We start from the raw sequence: 21,350 nt of genomic DNA on the forward strand, positions 1-21,350 counted from the left end.
GCCCGCGATGACGAACACCGAACTGCTGACCCGCGCGGACGTGCTCCGGCACGGCCGGACCCCGTTCGTCCTGGCCACCGTCGTCCACGCGGAACGGCCCACGAGCGCCAAGCCGGGGGACAGCGCGCTGGTGCTGCCCGACGGCAGCGTGGAGGGCTTCGTCGGAGGCACATGCGCCGAGACGACCGTGCAACTGCAGGGTCTGCGCGTGCTGGAGACCGGCGAGTCGCTGCTGCTGAGGATCACGCCCGCCGCTGACACCGGGACCGAAGGCGCACAGGAGCCGGGCGAAGGCCTGGTCACGGTGGCCAATCCCTGCCTGTCGGGCGGGACGCTCGACATCTTTCTGGAGGCCAACCTCCCCGCGGCGCTGGTGTACGTCTACGGACACGCCCCCATCGCCCGTGCACTGCTCGACGTCGGTCGCGTACTCGGCCTCGACGCCCGGCCGGCCTCGCCCGGGGAGCCGCTGCCATCCGATCTGGACGTCGTCGTCATCGCCACGCACGGCCGCGACGAGGAGACGGTGCTGATCGAGGCCGCACGCGCCGGAGTCCCGTACATCGGGCTGGTGGCCAGTCCGAAGCGCGGCGCGGCGGTGCTCGCCGGGCTGGGTCTCACCGGGGAACAACGCGCGCGCGTCCATACCCCGGCCGGCCTGGACATCGGCGCGCGGACCCCGGCGGAGATCGCGCTGTCGGTGTACGCCGAGATCATCGCACTGCGGCCGAAGGCGGTCCGAGCCAAGCGCCCCGGAGCCGACTCCGCCGCGCCGTGGGCCGTGGCCGAGGACGTGGATCCGGTGTGCGGCATGACCGTGGCGATCACGCCCGCCACCCTCTCACTGGAGCGGGCCGACGGCAGGGTGTACTTCTGCGGGCCGGGGTGCCAGCACGCCTTCGCCGACGACCCCTCCCGGTACGCGCATGTCTGACCCCGACTCCCTCGTACCCGATGTCCCCGCCCTGCGCTCGCGTCTGGACGCCGTCGGCTACCTGGCCGACGACGCCCTGGCCACGGCGCTGCTGCTGGCCGTGCGCATGCGGCAGCCGATCCTGCTGGAGGGCGAGCCCGGCGTCGGCAAGACCGAGGCGGCCCGCGCGCTCGCCACCGTGCTCGACACCCCGCTGATCCGGCTGCAGTGCTACGAGGGACTGTCCTCGGCCGAGGCCCTGTACGAGTGGAACTATCCACGGCAACTGCTGGCCATCCGGCTGGCCGAATCCCGCGGGGAACCCCTGCGGGACGCCGACCTGTTCGCCGAGGACTACCTGCTGCCACGGCCGCTGCTCGCCGCGATCTGCCACCCGGGACCGCGGCCCGCCGTACTGCTCATCGACGAGGTCGACCGCGCCGACGACGAATTCGAGGCCTTCCTGCTGGAGCTGCTCGCCGATGCCGCCGTCACCATCCCCGAACTGGGCACCCGGACGGCCGCGGTGCCACCGGTGGCCGTACTGACCTCCAACCGCACCCGGGATCTGCACGACGCGCTCAAACGCCGCTGCCTCTACCACTGGATCGACTACCCGGACACCGCCCGGGTCGCCGCGATCATCCGCAGACGGGTGCCGCAGTCCGCCGAATGGCTGGCCGCGCGCGTGGCGCGCGGGGTGGCGCGCCTGCGTGCCCGGCAGGAGCTCACCAAGCCGCCCGGCATCGCCGAGGCGATCGACTGGGCGGGCGCGCTGCAGGCGCTGGGGCTCTCCGTTCTCGACACCGACGCCGCCGACCGCACCCTGGGGGCGGTACTCAAGTACGCCGAGGACCTGGAAGCGGTGCGCCGGGCCGGCCTGGCGGAACTGGTCGACGCGGAGGCAGGCTCCGATGCCTGACCTGCCTGACCTGTGGCGCCTGCCTGGCCTGCCCGAACTGGCCGCCGGGTTTACCGCCGCCCTGCACGACGCGGGGATCGCGGTGGGCCCCGACCGTACCCGGAGCTTCGCCCGGGCCCTGACCCTGCTGGCACCGTCGACGAGGAGCGAGCTGCGGTACTGCGCGCTCGCCACCCTGGTGTCCGACCGCGAGCAGATCGAGCCGTTCGACGCGGTCTTCCGCGAGGTCTTCGGCGGCCTGGCCGACCGCGGAGCACAGCGCGGGCAACCCGGCGAGCCGCCCCGATCGCTCCCGGAGAGCGTTCCCGCCCGTGTCCCCGGCACCCGGAAGGCAACCGCCGACGGACGTGACCGGGACGCCGACACCAAGCCGCGCAGGGCTCCCGTACCCCTCGCCGCCAGTCCGCTCGACCGTCTCGCGGGCCGCGACTTCGCGGACCTGTCCGCCGAGGAACTGGCGCGGCTCGCCGAGGTGATGCGCACCCTTGTGCTTCGCACCCCGACCCGGCCGTCCCGCCGACGCCGCACCGCGCACCACGGTGCGCGCATCGACGTGCGGCGCACCCTCTCCGCCGGCCGGCGCACCGGCGGATACCCGCTGCGGCTACGCCGCTTCGAGCCCCGCGCCCGCCCCCGCGATCTCATCGTCCTCTGCGACATCTCCGGATCGATGGAGCCCTATGCCCGCGCGATGCTGCAACTGCTCTACTGCGCCGCCCGCGCCGCCCGCGCAGAGGTCTTCACTTTCGCCACCCGGCTCACACGTCTCACGCCCGCCCTCCGCCGGGCCGGGCCGGACGACGCCCTGGCACGGGCCGGACGGGCGGCTCCGGACTGGTCCGGCGGCACCCGGATAGCGGAGTGCCTGGCGGAGTTCAACGAGCGGTTCGGCCGACGCGGCATGGCGCACGGCGCCGTGGTCGCCATCATCTCCGACGGCTGGGACACCGGCGCGCCCGCCGATCTCGCCACCCACATGGCGCGGCTGTCCCGGGTCGCCCACCGCATCGTATGGGTCAACCCGCGCACGGCGAGCCCGCGCTACCGTCCGCTCGTGGCCGGCATGGCTGCGGCACTGCCCTACTGCGACGCCGTCGTCAGCGCCCACAACCTCGCGGCCCTGGACGACTTCACCGCCGCTCTGTCCGCCCCGCGCCGCCGCTGACCCTGCCGCCGCCGCTGATCCTGCCACCCTCCCGCGAGGGCACCAATCCAAAAGGGCGCTGCCGACGTACTGGAAGTAGGACCGCAACCTTGGGGGTGCGCCCCTGGTCGGCCCGGCTTCCGTGCAGCGGGGATCTCGGATGCGAGACGTGCTCCTCGCCTGCACGGGCCGACGCCTGCAACCCTGCCGCTGCACCCTCGCGGCTGCGGCCGTCCATCTCGTGCCGCTGAGAGTTGCGCGAGACGATGGAAGGAAGAGTGCATCCATCATGCGAGCACAATGCGTGAGGCGTCTCGTTGCCGCGTCCGCGGCCGGCATGCTGATGGCCGGCGGCGCTGCGATCGGCGCAGCAGGCACGGCCGCAGCAGCAGCCCCTGCCGTGCACACCCGTGTGACCACCGACCAGTGCTTCGACCACGACTTCGGGCGCTGCTTCGACCACGGATTCCGCTTCGACCACGGCTTCGACCACGGATTCCGCTTCGACCACCGCGGCTTCTGCTTCAACCACCCCGGCTTCTGTTTCGACAACCGCTTCGACCACGGCTTCGACCACGGCTTCGACCACCGGTTCGACCAAGGAGGCTTCGTGATCATCATCCTCTAGTAGTGGTCGCCGCAGGCGCACAAGGGGGCGCGTCCGTCATGGGCGCGCCCCATTGTCGTTGGTCACGACAAGGATGCAGGGTCGGGCGTGAGATTCAGGCTTCGCCGCGCAGTACGGGGCGCAGGGTGTCGATCACGGTCGGGTCGTCGATGGTGGAGGGGAGTTCGGGCTCACCGCCGTCGGCGATGTCCCGCATGGTACGACGGAGGATCTTGCCCGACCGGGTCTTGGGCAGCGCGGTGACGACGTCGATGCGGCGCAGCGCCGCCACCGGGCCGATGGTCTCCCGCACCGCGGCCACGAGCTCGGCCGACACGTCCTCGGGACTGCGCGCGGTGCCGGCCTTGAGCACGACGAAGCCGCGCGGTACCTGGCCCTTGAGCGGGTCGGCGACCCCCACGACGGCGCATTCCGCGACATCCGGATGGCCGGTGAGGACCTCCTCCATCGCGCCGGTGGACAGGCGGTGACCCGCGACATTGATCACGTCGTCGGTGCGGCCCATGATGAACACATAGCCGTCCGTGTCCCTGTGCCCTCCGTCTCCCGACAGGTAGTGACCGTCGTACGCGGAGAGGTAGGAGCGGACGTAGCGCTCGTCGTCCCCCCACAAGGTGGGCAGGGTGCCCGGGGGCAGTGGGAGCCGGATCGCCACGGCTCCGTCGGTGCCCGTGGGCGCCTCACGGCCCGCCGCGTCGAGAACACGGACGTCGTAGCCGGGCATCGGCACGGTGGGCGAACCGGGCTTGATCGGCTGCGGGTCCAGGCCCACGGGGTTGGCGACGATCGGCCAACCCGTCTCCGTCTGCCACCAGTTGTCGATCACGGGGACGCCGAGCAGGTCGCCCGCCCACTGCTGCGTTCCCGGGTCCAGACGCTCCCCGGCCAGGAACAGGTGGCGCAGCGAGCTGGTGTCGTGCGGACGCAGCAGAGTCCCCTGCGGGTCTTCCCGCTTGACGGCACGGATTGCGGTCGGCGCCGTGAACATGGTGTTCACCCGGTGCTGGGCCACGACGCGCCACAGCGCTCCGGCGTCCGGGGTCCCGACCGGTTTTCCCTCGTAGAGCACCGTGGTGCAGCCGGTCAGCAGCGGGGCGTAGACGATGTAGGAGTGGCCGACCACCCAGCCGACGTCGGAGGCCGCCCAGTACACGTCGCCGGGTCCGGCGCCGAAGATGTTCTCCATCGACCAGCGCAACGCGACGGCGTGGCCACCGTTGTCCCTGACCACGCCCTTGGGCCGGCCGGTGGTGCCCGAGGTGTAGAGGATGTAGAGCGGATCTTGTGCGTCGACCGGGACGCACGGCACCGGGCGGGCGTTGCTCATGGCCTCGTCCCAGTCGAGGTCGCGCTCGGTCAGGTCGGCCGGCAGCTGACGGCGCTGCCGGATGACGCAGTGCTCCGGCCGGTGGTGTGCCTGGGCAAGGGCGGCATCGAGGAGCGGCTTGTAGGGAACCAGGCGGGAGGGCTCGATGCCGCAGGAGGCGGAGACGACCACCTTCGGCCGGGCGTCGTCGATGCGGACGGCGAGCTCGTGCGCGGCGAACCCGCCGAAGACGACCGAGTGCACGGCGCCGATGCGGGCGCACGCCAGCATCGCGATGACGGCCTCGGGGACCATCGGCATGTAGACCGCGACGCGGTCGCCCTTGACCACACCGAGATCGGTCAGGACGCCTGCGAAACGCGCGACCTGGTCACGCAGCTCCCGGTAGGTGTAGGAGGCCACCGTCTCGGCGACAGGACTGTCGTACACGAGTGCGACGCGGTCTCCGTTGCCGCTCTCGACATGGCGGTCCAGCGCGTTGTGGCAGGTGTTCAGCCGCCCGCCGGGGAACCAGCCGTACAGCGGCGCGCGTGAGGAGTCCAGTGCTCGGTCGGGCGGGGTCGCCCAGTCGACGTCGCGGGCGGCATCGAGCCAGAAGCCCTCCGGGTCCTCCAGGCTGCGCCGGTAGGCGGCACGGTAGGCGCCCTCTTCGCTGGTGTGTGCCATCGAGGTTTCCTCTCTTCTCGGTTACGGCCGCGCAGTGTTGCCGCCTCGGCCTCGCGTCACCTGAAAGGACGGCGGAATCGCCTCACCGGTGGTTCTCGACCGGCAGTGGCACAGGTGGATCGGTCCGGAAGGCTCGGCTGGGGCGCAGGAGGTGGAGGGCCGGTCCGGGCAGTGCAGTTGGATGTCCGGTCCCGTCGCGTCGGCGAGGCGGGAGCTGTGACGGGAGTGCCGAGCTCACATGAGATCTCGTTGGTGATGGCGTTCGGTGCGCAGAGGTTCCCGCCGGGGCCGTTGACGATCAGGATAGTACGGAAGCCGGACGCCGGGATGGAGGTGCAGGACAGCGGCGTCAGGACCGTCTGGTGCCATACCCGCCCCGACCGTTGGCCCGCCGTGCCGCAAAAGCCGTACGGCCCGGGCGATGTCTTCGAGGTCGTCCATCGGGCAGCACCGGACAGCGGCCGGCCCGAGAAAGGCGGGGTGGTCACGCGACCTGCACCGGCACCGGCCTGAGCTCACTTGAGGAGTTTCGTCACCACGCGGTCGAGCGCCTCGATGTCCTCGCGGGGCAGTGCGAGCAGGGCGTCGGGCGGGGTGGTGAGGATCTCCACGGCACGCGCCGCGGTCGCCCGCCCCTCGTCGGTGAGGTGGACCACTTTGGAGCGGCGGTCGGCCGGGTTGGTGATGCGCTCGGCCAGCCCGCGCCGTACGAGATCGTCGACGATGACGGTGGTGTACGGCGGGTCGGTGCTCATCCACTGCGCCAGTTCCCGCAGGGTGAGCGGGCCGGCGGCGAGACGGCGCAAAGCCCTGACCCGGCTGAAGCTCATGCCGAGGGTCTCCGCGACCGTCTTGCGGCGGTTGTGGCGGTCCATGAGGAGGGTGTTGAGTCCTTGCCATGCCCGGGCGGCCGTCTGTGCGGTGGTCTCCTCCACCTTGCCGTGCTCGTCGTCCCGTGGGCGTTCCATCAGACGTTCACCGTCTCCTTGCTCTCCTCGACAGCCAGTCGTCGCGAGGTGCGCCGGGCCGTTGCCCGGGCCCACCGGCCGGAGGTGAGCGTACCCGTGACCAGCACAGTGGCGCCGCAGCCGGCGATGATCCACCAGGCCGTCCGACCGGCGTCCGTGAACGCCGCCGGGTCGGCTCGGCGCGCGCCGGTGGCCATGAGGGCGCCGATGACGGCCACGCCGAGAGACTGGCCGATCTGCCGGCTGGTGGAGGCCACCGCGGCCGCGACGCCGGCCTGTGCGCGGGGCATGCCGGACACGGCGGTGTTGGTGATGGGCGCGTTGACCATGCCGAAGCCGGCACCGAAGAGCAGATAGGCCGTCACCAGCAGGGGCACCGGCAGGTGGACCGAGTAGGTGAGTGCCTGGAGCACGGCGCTCGCGCCCAGCGCCGCCCCGGCGAGCAGCAGGGGAACCCGTGGTCCCCGCGCGGCCACGATACGGCCGGACAAGGGAGCGGTGAGCAGCGCCGTCACGGCCATCGGCAGCATGAACAGCCCGGTGTGCAGGGGATCGAGGTGCCGTGCGTCCTGCAAGTACAGGGAACTGACGAAGAGGAAGCCGCCCAGCCCGGCGAACGCGGCCACCGCGATGACGGTGGCGCCCGAGAACGGCGCGGAGCGGAAGAACCTCGGGTCGATGAGCGGGTCGGTGCGCCGGGGCTCGTACCACAGCAGTCCCAGCAGCGCGCAGAGCGCCGCGGCCGCGCAGCCGGAAACGACGGGTGACGTCCAGCCGCGGTTCGGCGATTCGATGATCGCGTAGGTCAGCGTGGCGAGCAGGACGATGACCAGGGTCTGCCCGACCGGGTCCACACGGCGGGCCCGCGGTGCCCGGGATTCCGGTACGTACGACCGGGTCAGGACGAGCGCGGCCAGGCCGATGGGCACGTTGATCCAGAAGATGGCCCGCCAGCCGGCCGACTCCACGAGTGCGCCGCCGAGTATCGGTCCGGCGGCCATGCTGATGCCGACGACACCGCTCCACACCCCGATGGCGCGGGCACGTTCGCGGGAGTCGGGGAAGGTGTTGCTGATGATCGACATGGCGACGGGGTTCAGCATGGATCCCCCGACCGCCTGGAGCATGCGCGCGGCGACCAGCCATCCGAGGCCGGGCGCCAGGCTGCACAGCAGGGACGCGGCGGTGAAGACCGCCAGCCCGACTTGGAAGGTGCGGCGGCGGCCCACGCGGTCGGCGGTCGAGCCGGAGAGCATCAGCAGGCTCGCCAGCACCAGGGTGTAGGCGTCGACCGTCCACTGCAGCCCGGACACCGAGGTGTGCAGGTCGTGCTGGATGGCCGGCAGGGGATGCTGTTCGCGAGGTCCGTGTTTCCGCCCTCTGCCGCCAGCGCGTGCGCAGTGAGCAGCAGGATGGCCTGGGTCTGCTGAGACGCCGTGCTGTTGGCGTCGGTCGTCTTGGCCGTTGCGAGCAGAGAACGGGCCTTGTCGACCAGCGCGGCCTGATGCTTGCGCTGGACGTCGTTCATGTGCTGAATGACGAGCATCGCTGCCAGCACGGCGAGGACCGACAGGACGCCCACTGAGCGTAGGAACACCGGACGACAGCGCCGTGCGTGTCGGAACGCCTCGTCAAGGTCGGTAGCGTATTTGAGGGGGACCGCCGACCGCCCTTGTTGGTGCTCTGTGTCGCCCCGGTTGGCCGCGGGCAGGACCACCGCCTTCTTCCCGGCCACCGACGCCGCGTCGATCTTGGCCTTGATGTCATCGACGCGGCGCAGGGTAGCGTCGTGCCCAAGGGCGGCGCTGATGGCCACCTTTTCGCTGGCGCGCCGGGGTCTGGCCCGGGCCCAGCGTGTGGTGCGGCGGCCCAGTTCATCCAGGGCGAGTGCGATCGTGGCACCCGCGGAGTCGCCCTCCAACCAGTCTGGATATCCCTTCCCGTCACTCACGCTCCACAGCACGGTCGCATTGTCCAGAGGGCGCGCGGTCCACGCGGAGCGCAGCGCATCGAGGAAGCGTGCGTCACAGACGGTCAGCCCCATGGTCCGCGGGTCCGGGTAAAGGTCGGGAGCGCCTGAGGCCAGACGGTGGAGGCGGACAGCGCCCACCTCTCCGTGCACGCCGAAGCTGAACAGCAGGGGGAGGGCGACTTCGTCGACGGGGCCGGGCAAGGTGCCTTGCAGGGCTGCGACACGCAGCGCCAGGTCGGCACAGACGCCGGGGTCGGGTTCCGGTATGCCGTCGGCCTGCAGGGCGGCCCTGATCTTTTCCTGTGGGTTGCCGCCCGCCAGGCCACGGCCGCCCGCCAGGTCACGTCCGCCGGCCACCGGTGTGGTGTTGGTGCGGGCAATGTCATAGGCGCGGCGCAGGGAGCCGGACTCGCCCACGGCGAAGCGAGCAAGGTCCACTTGTGCGGCCAAGGCACTGCCCACCGGGCCGTCCAGCCCGTGTGATGCCCAGCTTTCGGTGAGGTCGACACAGTCCGGCAACTCCGCCACGATGCCTGACACCGTCCCGGAGCGCACCGCCGTAGTGCACCGGGCGAACCACCCGCGCTAACGGTCGAACAACCTTCGGTACCGCAGGATGCCGGGCAGTTCACCGTCACTTCCGGGCTCGCCCTCTCCTTCCGGCCCGGCGTTTGCCGAATGTCCTCCCACTTTCATGAGGTCCCCCGTCCACTGCCGAGCTCCCGCCGCACCGTCTTCCGAAATTCCTCGTCCCAGCCGGTGTTCGACGCCGAGGCCAACCGTCGCCAATGTCGCCGGGTCCCCTCGACTGCCACCTGGATCGACCGGCTGATGAACTCGGCGTCTTCCGCTACGAGTTCCTGCACCGACAAGAATTCAATCTCGGCGTCGAACTCCACACTCGGCAGCGTGGTGGTCAACCGGAGCGTGCCGTTGGCTGAAGCGGTATCCGGCTCCTGCCCACCGGTCGCCAGCGGAACCGCGAACCGTTCCCAGACGTCGCCGAGCCGCCCCCGGATCACGGCCACCTCGCCCGGAGACGGAGTGCCCGTGGAAACCTCGACGATGATCTCCTGAGGCGCCTCGGTATACGTCGACAGCGAGACGGTCACCAGGCCGTCTGCCGACCGGAACGTGTCACGCACTGTGCGCCCGCCGGCCGCTGCGCCGGCCGGCGCCAGTCTGCGGAAGGAGTGAGCCTGCACCGGCGGCCCGCTCTGCGGGGCGCCAGAACCGGCGGTCCGGGACAGTGCCGAGACGGGCCGGGGGATCGACGCCTTCAATGACTCCGCTTCCCGACGCAGGTCACCGAGGATGGCGGCGGCCCTCGTCTCGCTGACTCCGAGGCGATCGTGCAACAGAAGAACCAGGTCGTGCTCCGGACCCTCAAGGCTCTCCGGCGGTACGACGAATGTTCGTTCCGTCCCATTCCGGATCGCGGTGACCTGCAGTACCTCCCGAATACGGATGGCGCTCTGCACGGACTTGCGCCGACGGCGCGACGCGTCCGCCCAGGCGGTCAGCATGACGAGGACCGCGACCACGACAGTGGCGAAGAGCAGGGCGTTCATCTCACTCCTCGCCTTCGGCCAGGAAACGGGCGACGAGCGCGGTCACCACGGCCACTCCGAAGAACGCCAAGGACACATGGGCGATGTGTGTCTCCTGGCCGACCACCGGTTCCTCTCCCTGGTAACGCAGATGGGCGTAACTCATCGCGTACAGAGCTGTGAGGAGGAAAAGCAGGCCGAAAACAATGATCTTCAAGGTCGGGCGCCTGGTGCCGTGGCGCATCATGACGAGCAGGTGTTTCCCGAGCGTCTCCGCGCAGACGACCGTCGCCAGCAGCAGCAATTCGCCGTGCGCAAGGATCCCGTTCACCGTGGGATGGACGTCGTGGGCGCTGCCCCACACATAATCGAAGGCCAGGGGCACAAGGCCGAACGCAACTCCGAATATCAGCCAGATCGCCAGGCGGCTTCTGCGCAGCGATTTCCGCTGCCAGGGACCGATGTCCTGGGCGCCCGGCGCTTCGGCCACCGAGACCCGGCTAATGACGATCTTCGCATCGTCCTGCGCCGCACCGCCCGCCGATTCCGCCGCGGCCCCGCCCGATGAGGTCTTATGAGGCAGGGATAACTCTTCCGACACAGCGCGTCCCCCCTGTGGCCGAAACTGCACCATTCCTGCACTTCGGTCCCAGCCCACGCAACCCTGCCACTGCATGTCTTTGGACCGTGTGCTTGCAACGGCTGACACCATGAGATGGATGGGAGCCGATGGCCGTATTCGGTTCCGAAGTTGACTCCTCCCAGATCAGGTCCCTGATCGGCGCGAGGTGGCCACGTACCCGAAATCAACCCAGCAGTGACTCCAGCGACATGCCGGGAGCCAGTGTCAGCAGTCCCTTCGCTGCGAAGCCCCGCACGAGCACCTCCCAGCTGGGACGAGCGGCGATCAGCGCCCGCAGTTCCGCACCGCCCGCCTCGACGTCCCCCTTGGCCAGCAAGGCTCGCGCGCGCAGGAACCGCAGGTTCTCCTCGCCCGGCAGACCTGCCAGTCCGGCATGAACCTCGGCCAGGGCGGCGGTCGCGTCGCCGGAGTACAGCGCGTCGACGCCCCGGTTGAGGTGCTGCCAGGCGTCGTGGGCGGACAGGAGTGCGTCCAGCTCTCCGAGAGGGTCGGTGCTGTGGTCGACCCGGACGTCGACCAGGCGCCCGGCCCACGGCTGCGCTGCCTGGCCGGCGACCACCATCACGGCTGCGGACATCACCCCGCGGGCGTCACCGCCCGCGTCTTGGGCCGCGCGCAGTGCCGCGAGCATCCGGCGCGGGAACGGGCCGCGGGCGCCGGTGAACGCCTCCGCCATCGCCGGCCAGACCCGGTCGCCGGCCATCATGTTCGCCTGCACCGCGAACCCGTCGCCCGATACATGCCCGGCCGCGTCGATGCACGCCCCGCCGGTCCGCACGGCGACCGTCCCATCGGCGGCCACGACGGCGACCTGCCGCATCATCGGCTCCGGATCCGCCGCACTCGCCTGGGCCAGGGCATCCGCCGCGCCGGCCCCTGCGGCGATTGCGTCCAGGCACCGGGGGCCATAGGCCGGCTCCGTGAACGCCTGGCTGGCCACCACGCCGACACCGGGCCGCACCCAGGGAACCCGATTGCCCACCGCGACAACCGCGGACTGGACGGCGACCCCCAGCACACCCGTCTCCGGATCACGCGCCACGACCGAGTACGTCATCGAGATCTCCCCCCTCACCGGCCTTCCCGTCGACCGGGACCGATGCCATCCGCCCCGCCCAGTCCGCAATCAGCCGCACGCGACGATCCTCCTATCAGCAGAGGATCTGCAGGCTGCGCAGGTGCGGTGATGCAACAAGGACGACCGTATCTGCGGCTCCGCCATCCGCGCCGCCCTGTTCCCGGTCACCGCTCCGCGCGCACGGTCCGCGAGGCGCCGGACTTCGAGCGCGAGCCGCCGCGGGATCACCTATCACGAAGTGCCGCTGGACCCCGGCAACCCGCGGTGCGTGTCGGTGAGGCGATGGGGTGGTTTGTTCGTATGTGCGTTACGAGGGAAGGCCCGCTCGGAATGCTGTGACTGTGAAGGGTCCTGTGCGGCTGGACCTGCGGAATCACAGGCGCCGCAACAGCGGCCGACCAGTAAGGGCGTGCTCCGAGGGCAGGACTGTGCCGCTTGGGGCGGCACCGCCGACGGACAGCATGTGCAGGGCCGGTACGGCCGGCCCCTGGCCTGCCTTCGCTGTCGGAGGTTCCCTCGACGCTTTCCCCACATGCCGTGGACCGTGCCGACTTCTCGGTGCCCGGGCATCCGCTCGGGCCCAGGCGGTCTGGCCCCTGGCGGCAGGTGGCATCGGCCCTGTCCTGGTCGAGAGCACACACAGAGAGGTGGATCGAGATGACGAGCGGGTTCAACGAGGAATCCGGAAGTGGCACGACTTCCTGGGCACTGCTGTCCGCTGTCGCGGACTTCGCCGACAGCGGCAGGCGGTCCGCGGAGGACCTGCCCGACGCGCAGGCGGCATTCGTACCGCTGGACGAGGTCCGGCTGGCTGCGCTCCGGCACGCGTTGCGGACCGGGGAGACCGGCGTGCTGCCCGAGGACCTGGCTGTGCAGGTGGAACAGGTACGTGCCAGGGGATACGAGGAGGTGCGGTTCCCCGGCGCGGACGGCGACGAGCTCGACGGCGCGCTGTGGACTCACCCGGACGACGAGCCGCGTCCGGCGCTGGTGATGCCCTCACCGTGGGTCAACCCGGGCTGGACCTCGTACACCGGCATCGCCGCCCGGTTCCAGGAATGGGGCTACCACGTGCTGGCCTACACCACGCGTGGCTTCGGTGACTCCGGCGGGCTGGTGGAGGCGGCGGGGGACAAGGACATCGAGGACGCCGGCAAGGCGGTGGACCACTTGTTGGCACGCCTGGGCGAGCGGGTGACGAAGGTGGGATTCCTGGGCGAGTCCTACGGCTCCGGCATCAGCCAGCTGGCGGCCGCCGTCGATACCCGAGTGGCGGCCGTGGCGGCGCTGAGTACCTGGGGCGACATGGGCGCGGCGTTCTACGAGAACGGCACCCGGCACCTGGCGTCCGTCGGTGCGCTGAAATCCTCGCCGACCCCCGGCCGCCTGGCCCCCGAGACCGAGAAGATGTTCGACACCCTGCTGGGCGGCGGGGACGTGAGCGACCCGCTCGCCTGGGCCGCCCGGCGCTCCCCGATCAACCGCGTCGAGGACCTCAATGCCCGCGGTGTTCCGGTCCACTACGTTCACGCCTGGCACGAGACGATCTTCCCGGTCAACCAGACCCTGGAGCTGTTCCGCCGCCTGACCGGCCCGAAGCGCCTGTATCTCGGCATCGGCGACCACACCTCGCCCGAACTGCTGTGCCTGAGCGGTGTGCCGGGCGACCCGATCCTCCGGGACCTGCACCGGTGGTTCGACCGGTTCCTGAAGGACGAGAACAACGGCATCGACCACGAACCGCAGATCACCAGCGAGGTCATGCACACACGTATCCGCCACACCTACTCACGCTGGGAGGACTTCATCGGCGAGGCGCAGCGGCTGTACCTGGGCGCGCCGGAGGCGGGACCCAGGCGCGGGCCTCTGGGCACCGTGCAGCCGTCGGGCTGGAGCCTGTCCCTGCAGTCGGGCCCGAGCACGCCGGCGAGGGTGGCGGACGCGGTGATCCTCAGCGGACTGCTCGAGCGGTTCGTCCTGCCCAAGCGGTACCTCACCAACCACTTCGACCAGGGCGCGGCCCAGCAGTGCGTGGGCATCTGGAGCACCGGCCCGGCAAGCCCGGGCGGAACCCGGCTGCGCGGCACGCCCCGGCTGAGCCTGAACCTGGCCTCCACCACGGGCATGGCCACGATCGTGGCGTACCTGTGCGCCGTGGACCCGCTCGGCGGTGGATACATCATCAGCCACGCCCCGTTCACCCGACACGACGGGCAGGCAGGCACCACGGTCACCGCCGAGTTCGACCTGCAGGCCACGGACTTCTTCCTCCCCGCAGGGTGGCGCCTGATGCTCGCCGTCGACACTGCCGACCCCTTCTACGACACCGCCAACGAACCCAGCACCGTCGTCACGCTGACGTCCGAGGACGGCAAGGCGAGTTACCTCGATCTGCCAGTCGTCTGAGACACCCCGACGAAGGCCGGCGCTGCCGCGGCCGGTCGGCGAGGTGCCGCCGACCGGCCTTGCAGGCGACGTCTGTACGCGTCGCGAAATCCTCAATCGGGGAGAAAGTCCCCAGCATGGTCGTGTGCCCATTGGGCGAAGGTGCGAGCCGGGATGCCGGTGACATCCTCGGCCGTGGGCATCGGACCGACTGCCGTCGGATCGAATTCCTTCACAGTCCGCAGGTCGGTCCGCCCCCCTGAGTAGTCCTCGAAGCCGAGCAAGAAATCCGCGTTCGCCGCCGCGAACCCTCCCTGCCGGAGGTAGCTGTCCCGTGCTTCGTCCCGGGTCACGACCTCCAGACGGATCGGGCTCCCGAGGGCAGCGGCGATCAGTGCAACCTGTCGCCGATGCGAGAGCATTTCGGGGCCGTTGAGGGTGTAAGCCCGTCCACAATGCCCGTCCTCGAGCAGGGCCCGGACCGTGACATCGGCGATGTCCTGCTCATGCACAGGGCACCAGGCCGCATCGGGGTTGGGGTCGCGCACCACGCCTTCGGCTCGGATGGACGGACCCCATAGAGCCAGCTTGTTCAGCGCGAACTCGCCGGGGCGCACGTGGGTCCACTCCAGGCCCGACTCCTCGACGGCCTGCTCGACCGGCAAGTGGAAATTGGTGTCGAAGCCCGTCGTGACTGCCCCGGAGGACAGCACAACGATACGACGCACGCCGGCCTGCCGTGCCACACTGACCACTTCCCGAGCCGTTTCGGCGACCGGGAACAGGAACATCCGGTCAACGCCTTTCAGCGCGTCGGCAAGAGAATCCGGCCGCGTGAGATCTCCCGCGACAACGCGCACGGCTTCCGCCAACCCGGCTGTGAGTGGACTGCGGGTCAGAGCTCGCACCTCCTCACCAGCCTCGACGAGTTGCCGAACCACATTCCGGCCGACGTTGCCGGTGGCTCCGGTCACCAAGATCGCCATGGATGTTCCTCCTGATCGTCATGATCCATGGAGCAGCCGACGAGAGGCAGGACGCCGCAAAGCCCGCCGCAGGCCACGACGAGCACAGCGGTCCGAAGACGAGATCGTCGGCCCCGCGGGCGAGAATGACAGCCGACGGAGAAATGACGCCAGTCTCCCGCCCAGCGCGTTTTGAAACCGTGGTGCACCTCCGGGCCGCCTTCGTGGGCGTCAGGTGGGGATCGCGGTGAGCCTTGTCGCCGTACCGGGCGCAATTTTGGGATGCAGCGTGCCGCTGATCCGTGGTGCGATGCGCCGCATGAGCGACTCCCTGCCTGCTCGGATCGAGCAGTATTACGCCACCGTGCCCTTGCTGTTCGCCGACGTCGAAGAGTTCGGCCCGTTGCGGCTGTTCGTACGCAAGGAGCCGGGGACCCCCTACCCCGAGGGACGCCGCGGAGGCAAGGCACCGTGGGATGCGAGGTTGCGCCGGGTCTCCAGGGACTCACGCAGCAGTAAGGCCGATGACTCACGTCATCGGCCTTACTGACGTGCAGGGTGTCAGCCTCGCAAGCGATAACTGCTCGCGAAACCGGACGGGTTACAGACGTTCAGCTGGTTGGTGACCTGGTCGTAGGTCCACCCTACGGGGACATTGCAGGCCCATAGCCCGTTCACAGGCGTGCGGAGGTGGTAGCTGTATGAAAACCCGGACGGGTTGCATACATTCAATTGACTGGTGACCCGGTCGTAGGTGAGGTTACCGTTCGGGACATAGCAGGCCCAGATGTTGTCCTGTCCGACTCGCATGCGGTAACTGGTCGCGAATCCGGACGAGTTGCAGACGTTCAGTTGATTACTGGCCTGATCGTAGGTGTAACCAGACGGGACATAGCAGACCCAAATATTGTCTTGGGGTGCCCGCAAGTGATAGTAGGCGTGGAAACCGGAGCCGCATACGTTGAGCTGGCTCGCCACCCGATCGTAGGTGTATCCCGAAGGCACCGAGCATGCCCAGGTGTTGTCCAACCCGGCCTGGCCGGCCTCTGAAGCTGCGGCCGTAAAACCCCCGGACAAACCCAGCACCAAGGCCAGTGATGCGAATGTACATGCCCCCGCGCGGGCCAGTGAGCGGAATGCCATCCTCACGTATTGCTCCCCTTTCTGGGTACGCCGGACTTGCAGTGCGGGACACTACTCGCGTTCACTCCGAGAAACAGGAGCTGGTTTCGGCCTTGATGGGGTGTGGGTGTTAGTGGCTCGATAGAGCGGTTGACTTCGAATTCCTTGACCGCGGGACTTCGGTTCACCTGGGTGTTCGTCAACGGTCGGAACTGGGCCGCGATCACCGTCAGGGGGCGGGTTCGGTGTGCCGAAGGCTGCCGAACACCGCGGGTGTCATCCAGCCGCGCAGCGTAGCGTGAATCGTCGATCGGCACCCCTGCCGACCAGCCGACCCGTGACGAGATCCCCGCCTTCCTGCGCGACCCCAAGTGACGCCCGTGCAGCCCGTCGTCGGCATCGGTGGGTGAACGCTCGGAGCTGCTTGGGCCCTGCGTCAGGTGTAAGGCCTGAAACGCTGGTGCGCTTCACCTCCCAGACGTCGACGGAGGGCGTCACCGAACAGTGGCCGAGGAGGCCGCGCGGATCACCGTGCCGGTGCAGTTCCTGGTCCAGTGGGACGACCAGGTGGTTCCGCGGGAGCAGAGCCTGGCGTTGTTCGACGCCCTGGCCTCGACTGAGAAGACGCTGCACGCCCACCCCGGCAAGCACGGGGATGTGCCGTCGTTTGGACTGTCAGTTCACAGCGCGTAACCGTCACTCTGCAGTCGCGAAACGATGAAAACCGTTCATCGGGACCAAGGGAAACGGTCAGCTATCGCCAATAGGTGGCTCGCCGAGCGGTGATCGTCCATTGAATGTTACACATTGCCCCAGGTTGTTGTACGGGGGGAATTCATGACCGGCATTGGCGCAGTGCACGTACATGGCGCTGTCGACGGGCAGGTTGTCGTCGGTGAACGCAACGTGGTGATCAACGCCCAGCAGGGCTCGTCCGTTTCGTATCGTGCGGAAGGGCCACCGCCGATCCGTCGGCGCAGTCATCCGGTGGGCCGCGCGCTGCCGCGTCGCTCAGCCGAGCTTCTGGGTCGCGAGAGCGAGCTGACCACGATCGGGGGGTGGCTGGCCGAGGGACACCCGGTGTATGTCGCGGGCGCCCCGGGAGTGGGAAAGTCCGCTCTGCTGCGCCGGTATGCGGCGGACCAGACCGCGCAGGGCCGGGACCTGGTGTACCTGCCGGCCGCGGGCCTGCCGGTCGAGGATCTGGTCCAAGAGCTCTTCCACACCTGTTTCGAGGCCGAGGACTACAAGCCCGAACCCGCCAGGATGCGTCGCCTCATGGGTACGGTCCACGCCCTCCTGGTCATCGACGATTTCGAGGGCTCGGCCGAAGAGCTGGCAACGCTGATCGACGCCGCCCCCGGCTGCGATGTGCTGCTCGCTACGGTGGAGCGAGTCTCGTCCGGCGACGGGCGGGAGTTACGGTTGGAGGGGCTGCCCGAGTCTGCCGCCCTCGCACTGCTCGCACGCGAACTGGGGCGCACGCCGCAGGGCGAGGAAGAGGACGCCGCACGTCGGTTGATCGCCACCGTCGACGGACATCCGCTGGCCTTGGTGCAGGCGGCAGCGGCGATGAGGAGGGCGGCGCAGAGCGGGTCGACGTCCGAGGCCGGTTTCACGGTGGATGAGACGGCGGTGGCGGTCGGCACGGCCGGGCGGCTGAGCGAAGGCGCGGCACGGCTGCTGCGACTGCTGTGCGCGATCGAGCCCGTGCCCGCCTCGGCCCGGTTGCTGGGAGTGCTTTCCGGAGGCGAGAGCGTCAGTACCTCCCACACCTCGGAGCTGGAGGAATTAAGACTGATCGAGGGCTATCGGGCCGGGTATCGCTGCTGCGGCCGGTTCGCCACCCTGGTCGCCGAGCAGACTGGGACGGTGCCGGACCCGGCGCAGTTCGCGGTGGCGCTCGTGCGCTGGCTCCGGACCAGCGCCAGCCGGCAGGATGCCACGGCCGAAGCACCAGTGATCCTCCGCGTTTTGGAGGCGGCAGCACTGCGGGACGACCACGCGGCCGTACGTGACCTTGCGCGTGCGGTGGCCCCCGCACTGGCCCGTTCTCTGCACTGGGGCGCTTGGGGGCGTGTCGTGGAACGGGGAAAGTCGGCCGCCGAGGCGCTGGGAGCGGCCTCTGATCTGGCCTACTTCAGCCGCGAGGCGGAGGTACGCAAGCGCGCGCTGGGGCTGGCCGGGGGTCTGCTGGTCGGTGGCGGTGCGGGAGCCGGAGCAGCAGCTGCGCACAGTGCGTGGCAGGGTGGCGTCGGCAAGGGGGCGACCGTCGCGAGCAGGACCGGGCTCAAGGCGATGGTGTCCGGTCCGGTCGCCCTCGGCACGGGGGCGGCCGTGGTCGTCGCCGGTGTTGTCTTCGTGAGCCTGGCCGGAGGGAAGCACCAGCATCCGGTCGCCGCCCCAACGCCCGTGCCGACGGTCTCCGGCGCCCCCCTCATTTCGCCGACGTCTTCCGAGCAGCCCTCATGGACGCCTTCCGAGTCGGTGTCGGCATCGGTGTCGGCATCGGTCTCGGACACACCGGTGGTGACCATCCCGAGAGGCGCCCCACCCTCCGGTTCCGGAACATGCGTCCCCGTGACGGTGGCCGGACCCGCATTCGATCCGGTTCCAGCGCCCGGCCGAGAGACGGAACCCTTCGACTTCGATGCCTGGCTGCCCTGCGACGACGCCAAGAGCCTGGCCGTCGACGACCCGGTCAATTGGAAGGTGGAGCCGACCTCCTGCCCTCCGCCACAGGAGTCGCGGCACTGCCGGCTCGCGGTGACCTTCCAGCCACGAAAGCCGGGCGATTACCACGCGAAGATCACCTGGCACGACATCTGGGGGCAGGACGATGTGACGATCGAGGTGTCCGCGGTCGCCACCACCGAGTCAGGCGGTCCCTCCGATGTGCCGAGCTCCTCGGTACCGACCAGCCCCAGCGCCGTGGTGAGCCCGTCGCCGCCCGTGTCGCCCGAAAGCCCCTCGCAGAGCGTCACGTCGCCCCCGCCGTCCCAGTAAGAGCCGGAACAGCGTGCTCCCAAGAGCCCAGACGGCATCCGTGACACACCCGCACACCCAACTCGTACTCGCCCCGGACCACCCCTCGAGGAGCCGCACCATGACCGAGCACTCCGTCGACCGTGATGACCCCGTTGACGGCGGCAGTTCCTACGACCGCGGTTACGTACGAATCGGTGACGTCTCCGGCCAGGTGGTCGTGGGCCGTAACAACACCGTCTCCCGAGTGGAGGCTGCGCCCGGTCAAGCCCCCGTGACGGCCGAGGAATTGACCGCGCTGCGAGGGGAGTTCGCGCGAGTACGGGCCCTGGTACCGCGCGACGTGCCCGAGGCGGACCGGGCTGGCGAGCTCCTCGACGAGTTGGAGGAGTCGGTCACCGCCCCGCGGCCCGATCTTTCGACGATGGAGTACATCCGCCGCTGGTTCGGACGGCGTCTGCCGGCGCTCGCCGGGGCGGTGACAAGTCTGATCCTCCATCCGGTGGTCGGCCGGCTCGTCGAGGCCGCGGGGGACACGCTCACCGACGATTTCCGCCGCCGCTTTGGCGGATCGGACGCGTAAACGGACCGGGACGCAAATCCGGTGGAGCCGGAAGGGCCCGCAGTAGGCGGTGACCTGTCCAGCACTGCCGTGACCCACGGATGTGTGTCGCCAAAACGTCGGCGTGCCAAGCCCGGTGCCCGGGGCAACCCTCCGGCAGGTGAATACAAGGCGTGGATGAGCCCCTTGCAGCTGGTGCTTGTTTGACGGGTTTTCACGTACGGCCACCTGAAGGGCTCGGAAGAGGTCCCCTAGTCTCCTACCGCCTGATCAGGAAGGGCCTGATCAATGGACAACCTCCCCGCTCACTGCTCACACAGGAGGTCCACCGTGTCCTTGAAGTCCCGGATCAAGCGTTTGCGCCTTCCCCTTGTTGCCGCTCTTCCCGCCGCCCTGGTCGGGACGTGGGCCGCTGCACCCGCTGCGGAGGCTGCCGGTCTTCCCGCCCCCGACCATGTGATCGTGGTGGTGCTCGAGAACCACTCCTACGAGCAGATCATCGGCAGCTCGAGCGCCCCGTATCTCAACAACACGCTGAAGGCCGGAGGCGCAAACCTCACCAACTCGTTCGCCATCACCCACCCGAGTCAGCCGAACTACCTGGACCTGTTCTCCGGCAACAACCAGGGCATCACCAACGACAACTGCTACACCCCGCAGTTCAGCAGCGCCGCGAACCTCGGCTCCGAGCTCATCGCCGCAGGCAAGACGTGGGGCAGCTACAACGAGGGGCTGCCCTCCCAGGGCTCCACGGTGTGCACCAACTCCGCCACCGAGTACGCCCGGAAACACAACCCGTGGTTCGCCTTCAGCAACGTTGCGCTGAACACGGCGCACACCTTCACGCAGTTCCCGACGGACTACACCACCCTGCCCAAGGTCTCGTTCGTCATTCCGAACCTGTGCAACGACATGCACGACTGTTCCATCGCGACGGGCGACAACTGGCTGAAGAGCAACCTCGGCGCCTACGCCACCTGGGCCAAGACGCACAACAGCATCCTGGCCGTCACCTTCGACGAGGACGACAGCTCGCACAGCAACCACATCGCCACCGTGTTCTACGGTGCGCACGTCGCACCGGGCAGTTCCACCGGGACGCGCTACAACCACTACAACATGCTGCGAACCCTCGAGGACCTGGCCGGGCTGACCACCCACGCGGGGGCCGCGGCCAACGCCTCCGACATCACGGGCATCTGGAACTGACCTTGGGGCGGGCTTCCCACAAAGCCGGTCCACGGCAGTGAAAGAGCATCAGGGTCGCCGCCTCGAAGAAGGCGGCGACCCTGCCCTATGCGGGGAGCCTGCGCCGTCACACCGGACATCCAGTGTGGCGCCGGTCCGCGGCGCCGCATCCACCGGACTGGTCTCCGCCAAGCGGAAGGCGCGGGGCGAGCGCACCACGCGCAGGTGCGACAACACGCGGCACGCGCGCCTGGGACGGGCACCGGACTCCCGCGGCGGGGGAGCCGTGGTCCGTGGCGGCGAGCAGCGCCCCGTCCCGAGGCCGGCCGCGC

At 69.5% G+C, this 21,350-nt stretch carries 17 protein-coding genes and 2 pseudogenes; 10 read left to right on the top strand and 9 right to left on the bottom strand.

Annotated features, from left to right (window positions below):
• The first annotated feature begins 7 nt into the window (after window positions 1–7).
• From AB0A61_RS30590 to AB0A61_RS30605, 4 genes are all read left to right on the top strand, one after another.
• Entirely contained in the window at window positions 8–934 is a 927-nt protein-coding gene (locus tag AB0A61_RS30590; protein WP_361299328.1) for an XdhC family protein, read from the top strand.
• The gene (locus AB0A61_RS30595) at window positions 927–1,835 is read left to right on the top strand and encodes a MoxR family ATPase (protein WP_361299331.1); all 909 of its coding nucleotides are present in this window, start codon (window positions 927–929) and stop codon (window positions 1,833–1,835) included. The genes AB0A61_RS30590 and AB0A61_RS30595 overlap by 8 nt, the downstream gene beginning before the upstream one ends.
• Complete coding sequence (locus tag AB0A61_RS30600; RefSeq protein WP_361299334.1) at window positions 1,828–3,000, top strand: VWA domain-containing protein; 1,173 nt, start codon at window positions 1,828–1,830, stop codon at window positions 2,998–3,000. Before AB0A61_RS30595 ends, AB0A61_RS30600 begins: the two co-directional genes overlap by 8 nt.
• Before the next feature lie 283 nt (window positions 3,001–3,283).
• Entirely contained in the window at window positions 3,284–3,607 is a 324-nt protein-coding gene (locus AB0A61_RS30605) for a hypothetical protein (RefSeq protein ID WP_361299337.1), read from the top strand.
• A 94-nt stretch (window positions 3,608–3,701) separates the two neighbouring features.
• Here AB0A61_RS30605 and AB0A61_RS30610 read toward each other — a convergent pair whose 3' ends face one another.
• The 7 genes and pseudogenes from AB0A61_RS30610 to AB0A61_RS30640 form a co-directional block, all read right to left on the bottom strand.
• Window positions 3,702–5,600 carry a propionyl-CoA synthetase gene (locus AB0A61_RS30610; protein WP_361299340.1) on the bottom strand — a complete coding sequence of 633 codons (1,899 nt, stop codon included), beginning with the start codon at window positions 5,598–5,600 and terminating at the stop codon, window positions 3,702–3,704.
• Between the two features lie 515 nt (window positions 5,601–6,115).
• Window positions 6,116–6,568 (bottom strand): MarR family transcriptional regulator, encoded by a 453-nt coding sequence (locus tag AB0A61_RS30615; RefSeq protein WP_361299343.1) that lies wholly within the window; start codon window positions 6,566–6,568, stop codon window positions 6,116–6,118.
• Window positions 6,568–7,914: pseudogene (locus AB0A61_RS30620) on the bottom strand (MFS transporter); the annotation flags it as partial. The pseudogene AB0A61_RS30620 and the gene AB0A61_RS30615, both read right to left, overlap by 1 nt.
• Window positions 7,824–9,068 carry a hypothetical protein gene (locus AB0A61_RS30625; protein ID WP_361299346.1) on the bottom strand — a complete coding sequence of 415 codons (1,245 nt, stop codon included), beginning with the start codon at window positions 9,066–9,068 and terminating at the stop codon, window positions 7,824–7,826. The pseudogene AB0A61_RS30620 and the gene AB0A61_RS30625, both read right to left, overlap by 91 nt.
• Before the next feature lie 164 nt (window positions 9,069–9,232).
• Window positions 9,233–10,111 carry a hypothetical protein gene (locus AB0A61_RS30630; protein WP_361299349.1) on the bottom strand — a complete coding sequence of 293 codons (879 nt, stop codon included), beginning with the start codon at window positions 10,109–10,111 and terminating at the stop codon, window positions 9,233–9,235.
• 1 nt (window position 10,112) lies between these two features.
• Window positions 10,113–10,691 carry a hypothetical protein gene (locus AB0A61_RS30635; RefSeq protein ID WP_361299352.1) on the bottom strand — a complete coding sequence of 193 codons (579 nt, stop codon included), beginning with the start codon at window positions 10,689–10,691 and terminating at the stop codon, window positions 10,113–10,115.
• A 205-nt stretch (window positions 10,692–10,896) separates the two neighbouring features.
• On the bottom strand, window positions 10,897–11,790 hold the full coding sequence (locus tag AB0A61_RS30640; RefSeq protein ID WP_361299355.1) for a DUF1028 domain-containing protein: 894 nt from the start codon (window positions 11,788–11,790) through the stop codon (window positions 10,897–10,899).
• A 678-nt stretch (window positions 11,791–12,468) separates the two neighbouring features.
• Here AB0A61_RS30640 and AB0A61_RS30645 point away from each other — a divergent pair.
• On the top strand, window positions 12,469–14,217 hold the full coding sequence (locus tag AB0A61_RS30645) for a CocE/NonD family hydrolase (protein WP_361299358.1): 1,749 nt from the start codon (window positions 12,469–12,471) through the stop codon (window positions 14,215–14,217).
• Between the two features lie 92 nt (window positions 14,218–14,309).
• Here AB0A61_RS30645 and AB0A61_RS30650 read toward each other — a convergent pair whose 3' ends face one another.
• Window positions 14,310–15,182, bottom strand: a complete 873-nt coding sequence (locus AB0A61_RS30650; protein WP_361299361.1) for an NAD(P)H-binding protein — start codon at window positions 15,180–15,182, stop codon at window positions 14,310–14,312.
• A 226-nt stretch (window positions 15,183–15,408) separates the two neighbouring features.
• Here AB0A61_RS30650 and AB0A61_RS30655 point away from each other — a divergent pair, with 226 nt between their 5' ends.
• The gene (locus AB0A61_RS30655) at window positions 15,409–15,711 is read left to right on the top strand and encodes a hypothetical protein (RefSeq protein ID WP_361299364.1); all 303 of its coding nucleotides are present in this window, start codon (window positions 15,409–15,411) and stop codon (window positions 15,709–15,711) included.
• An 11-nt stretch (window positions 15,712–15,722) separates the two neighbouring features.
• On the opposite strand, the gene AB0A61_RS30660 is transcribed toward AB0A61_RS30655, so the two are convergent.
• Complete coding sequence (locus AB0A61_RS30660) at window positions 15,723–16,310, bottom strand: hypothetical protein (protein ID WP_361299367.1); 588 nt, start codon at window positions 16,308–16,310, stop codon at window positions 15,723–15,725.
• A 486-nt stretch (window positions 16,311–16,796) separates the two neighbouring features.
• Here AB0A61_RS30660 and AB0A61_RS30665 point away from each other — a divergent pair.
• The 4 genes and pseudogenes from AB0A61_RS30665 to AB0A61_RS30680 form a co-directional block, all read left to right on the top strand.
• Window positions 16,797–16,976, top strand: a pseudogene (locus AB0A61_RS30665) (alpha/beta hydrolase); the annotation flags it as partial.
• 144 nt (window positions 16,977–17,120) lie between these two features.
• On the top strand, window positions 17,121–19,289 hold the full coding sequence (locus AB0A61_RS30670; protein WP_361299370.1) for a hypothetical protein: 2,169 nt from the start codon (window positions 17,121–17,123) through the stop codon (window positions 19,287–19,289).
• A 100-nt stretch (window positions 19,290–19,389) separates the two neighbouring features.
• On the top strand, window positions 19,390–19,851 hold the full coding sequence (locus tag AB0A61_RS30675) for a hypothetical protein (protein WP_361299373.1): 462 nt from the start codon (window positions 19,390–19,392) through the stop codon (window positions 19,849–19,851).
• Window positions 19,852–20,118: 267 nt separating this feature from the next.
• Window positions 20,119–21,039: an alkaline phosphatase family protein gene (locus tag AB0A61_RS30680; protein WP_361299376.1), complete on the top strand. Its 921-nt coding sequence runs from the start codon at window positions 20,119–20,121 to the stop codon at window positions 21,037–21,039.
• The last annotated feature ends 311 nt before the right edge of the window (window positions 21,040–21,350 follow it).

It is taken from the genome of Streptomyces sp. NPDC046197, from assembly GCF_040646295.1.
Classification (GTDB): domain Bacteria; phylum Actinomycetota; class Actinomycetes; order Streptomycetales; family Streptomycetaceae; genus Streptomyces.

Bases quoted from the DNA above. Each gene is read 5' to 3' on its own strand.
- AB0A61_RS30670 (WP_361299370.1), top strand. From the start codon at position 17,121: ATGACCGGCATTGGCGCAGTGCACGTACATGGCGCTGTCGACGGGCAG.
- AB0A61_RS30680 (WP_361299376.1), top strand. From the start codon at position 20,119: ATGGACAACCTCCCCGCTCACTGCTCACACAGGAGGTCCACCGTGTCC.
- AB0A61_RS30600 (WP_361299334.1), top strand. From the start codon at position 1,828: ATGCCTGACCTGCCTGACCTGTGGCGCCTGCCTGGCCTGCCCGAACTG.
- AB0A61_RS30650 (WP_361299361.1), bottom strand. From the start codon at position 15,182: ATGGCGATCTTGGTGACCGGAGCCACCGGCAACGTCGGCCGGAATGTG.
- AB0A61_RS30675 (WP_361299373.1), top strand. From the start codon at position 19,390: ATGACCGAGCACTCCGTCGACCGTGATGACCCCGTTGACGGCGGCAGT.
- AB0A61_RS30615 (WP_361299343.1), bottom strand. From the start codon at position 6,568: ATGGAACGCCCACGGGACGACGAGCACGGCAAGGTGGAGGAGACCACC.
- AB0A61_RS30610 (WP_361299340.1), bottom strand. From the start codon at position 5,600: ATGGCACACACCAGCGAAGAGGGCGCCTACCGTGCCGCCTACCGGCGC.
- AB0A61_RS30645 (WP_361299358.1), top strand. From the start codon at position 12,469: ATGACGAGCGGGTTCAACGAGGAATCCGGAAGTGGCACGACTTCCTGG.
- AB0A61_RS30595 (WP_361299331.1), top strand. From the start codon at position 927: ATGTCTGACCCCGACTCCCTCGTACCCGATGTCCCCGCCCTGCGCTCG.
- AB0A61_RS30590 (WP_361299328.1), top strand. From the start codon at position 8: ATGACGAACACCGAACTGCTGACCCGCGCGGACGTGCTCCGGCACGGC.
- AB0A61_RS30640 (WP_361299355.1), bottom strand. From the start codon at position 11,790: ATGACGTACTCGGTCGTGGCGCGTGATCCGGAGACGGGTGTGCTGGGG.
- AB0A61_RS30630 (WP_361299349.1), bottom strand. From the start codon at position 10,111: ATGAACGCCCTGCTCTTCGCCACTGTCGTGGTCGCGGTCCTCGTCATG.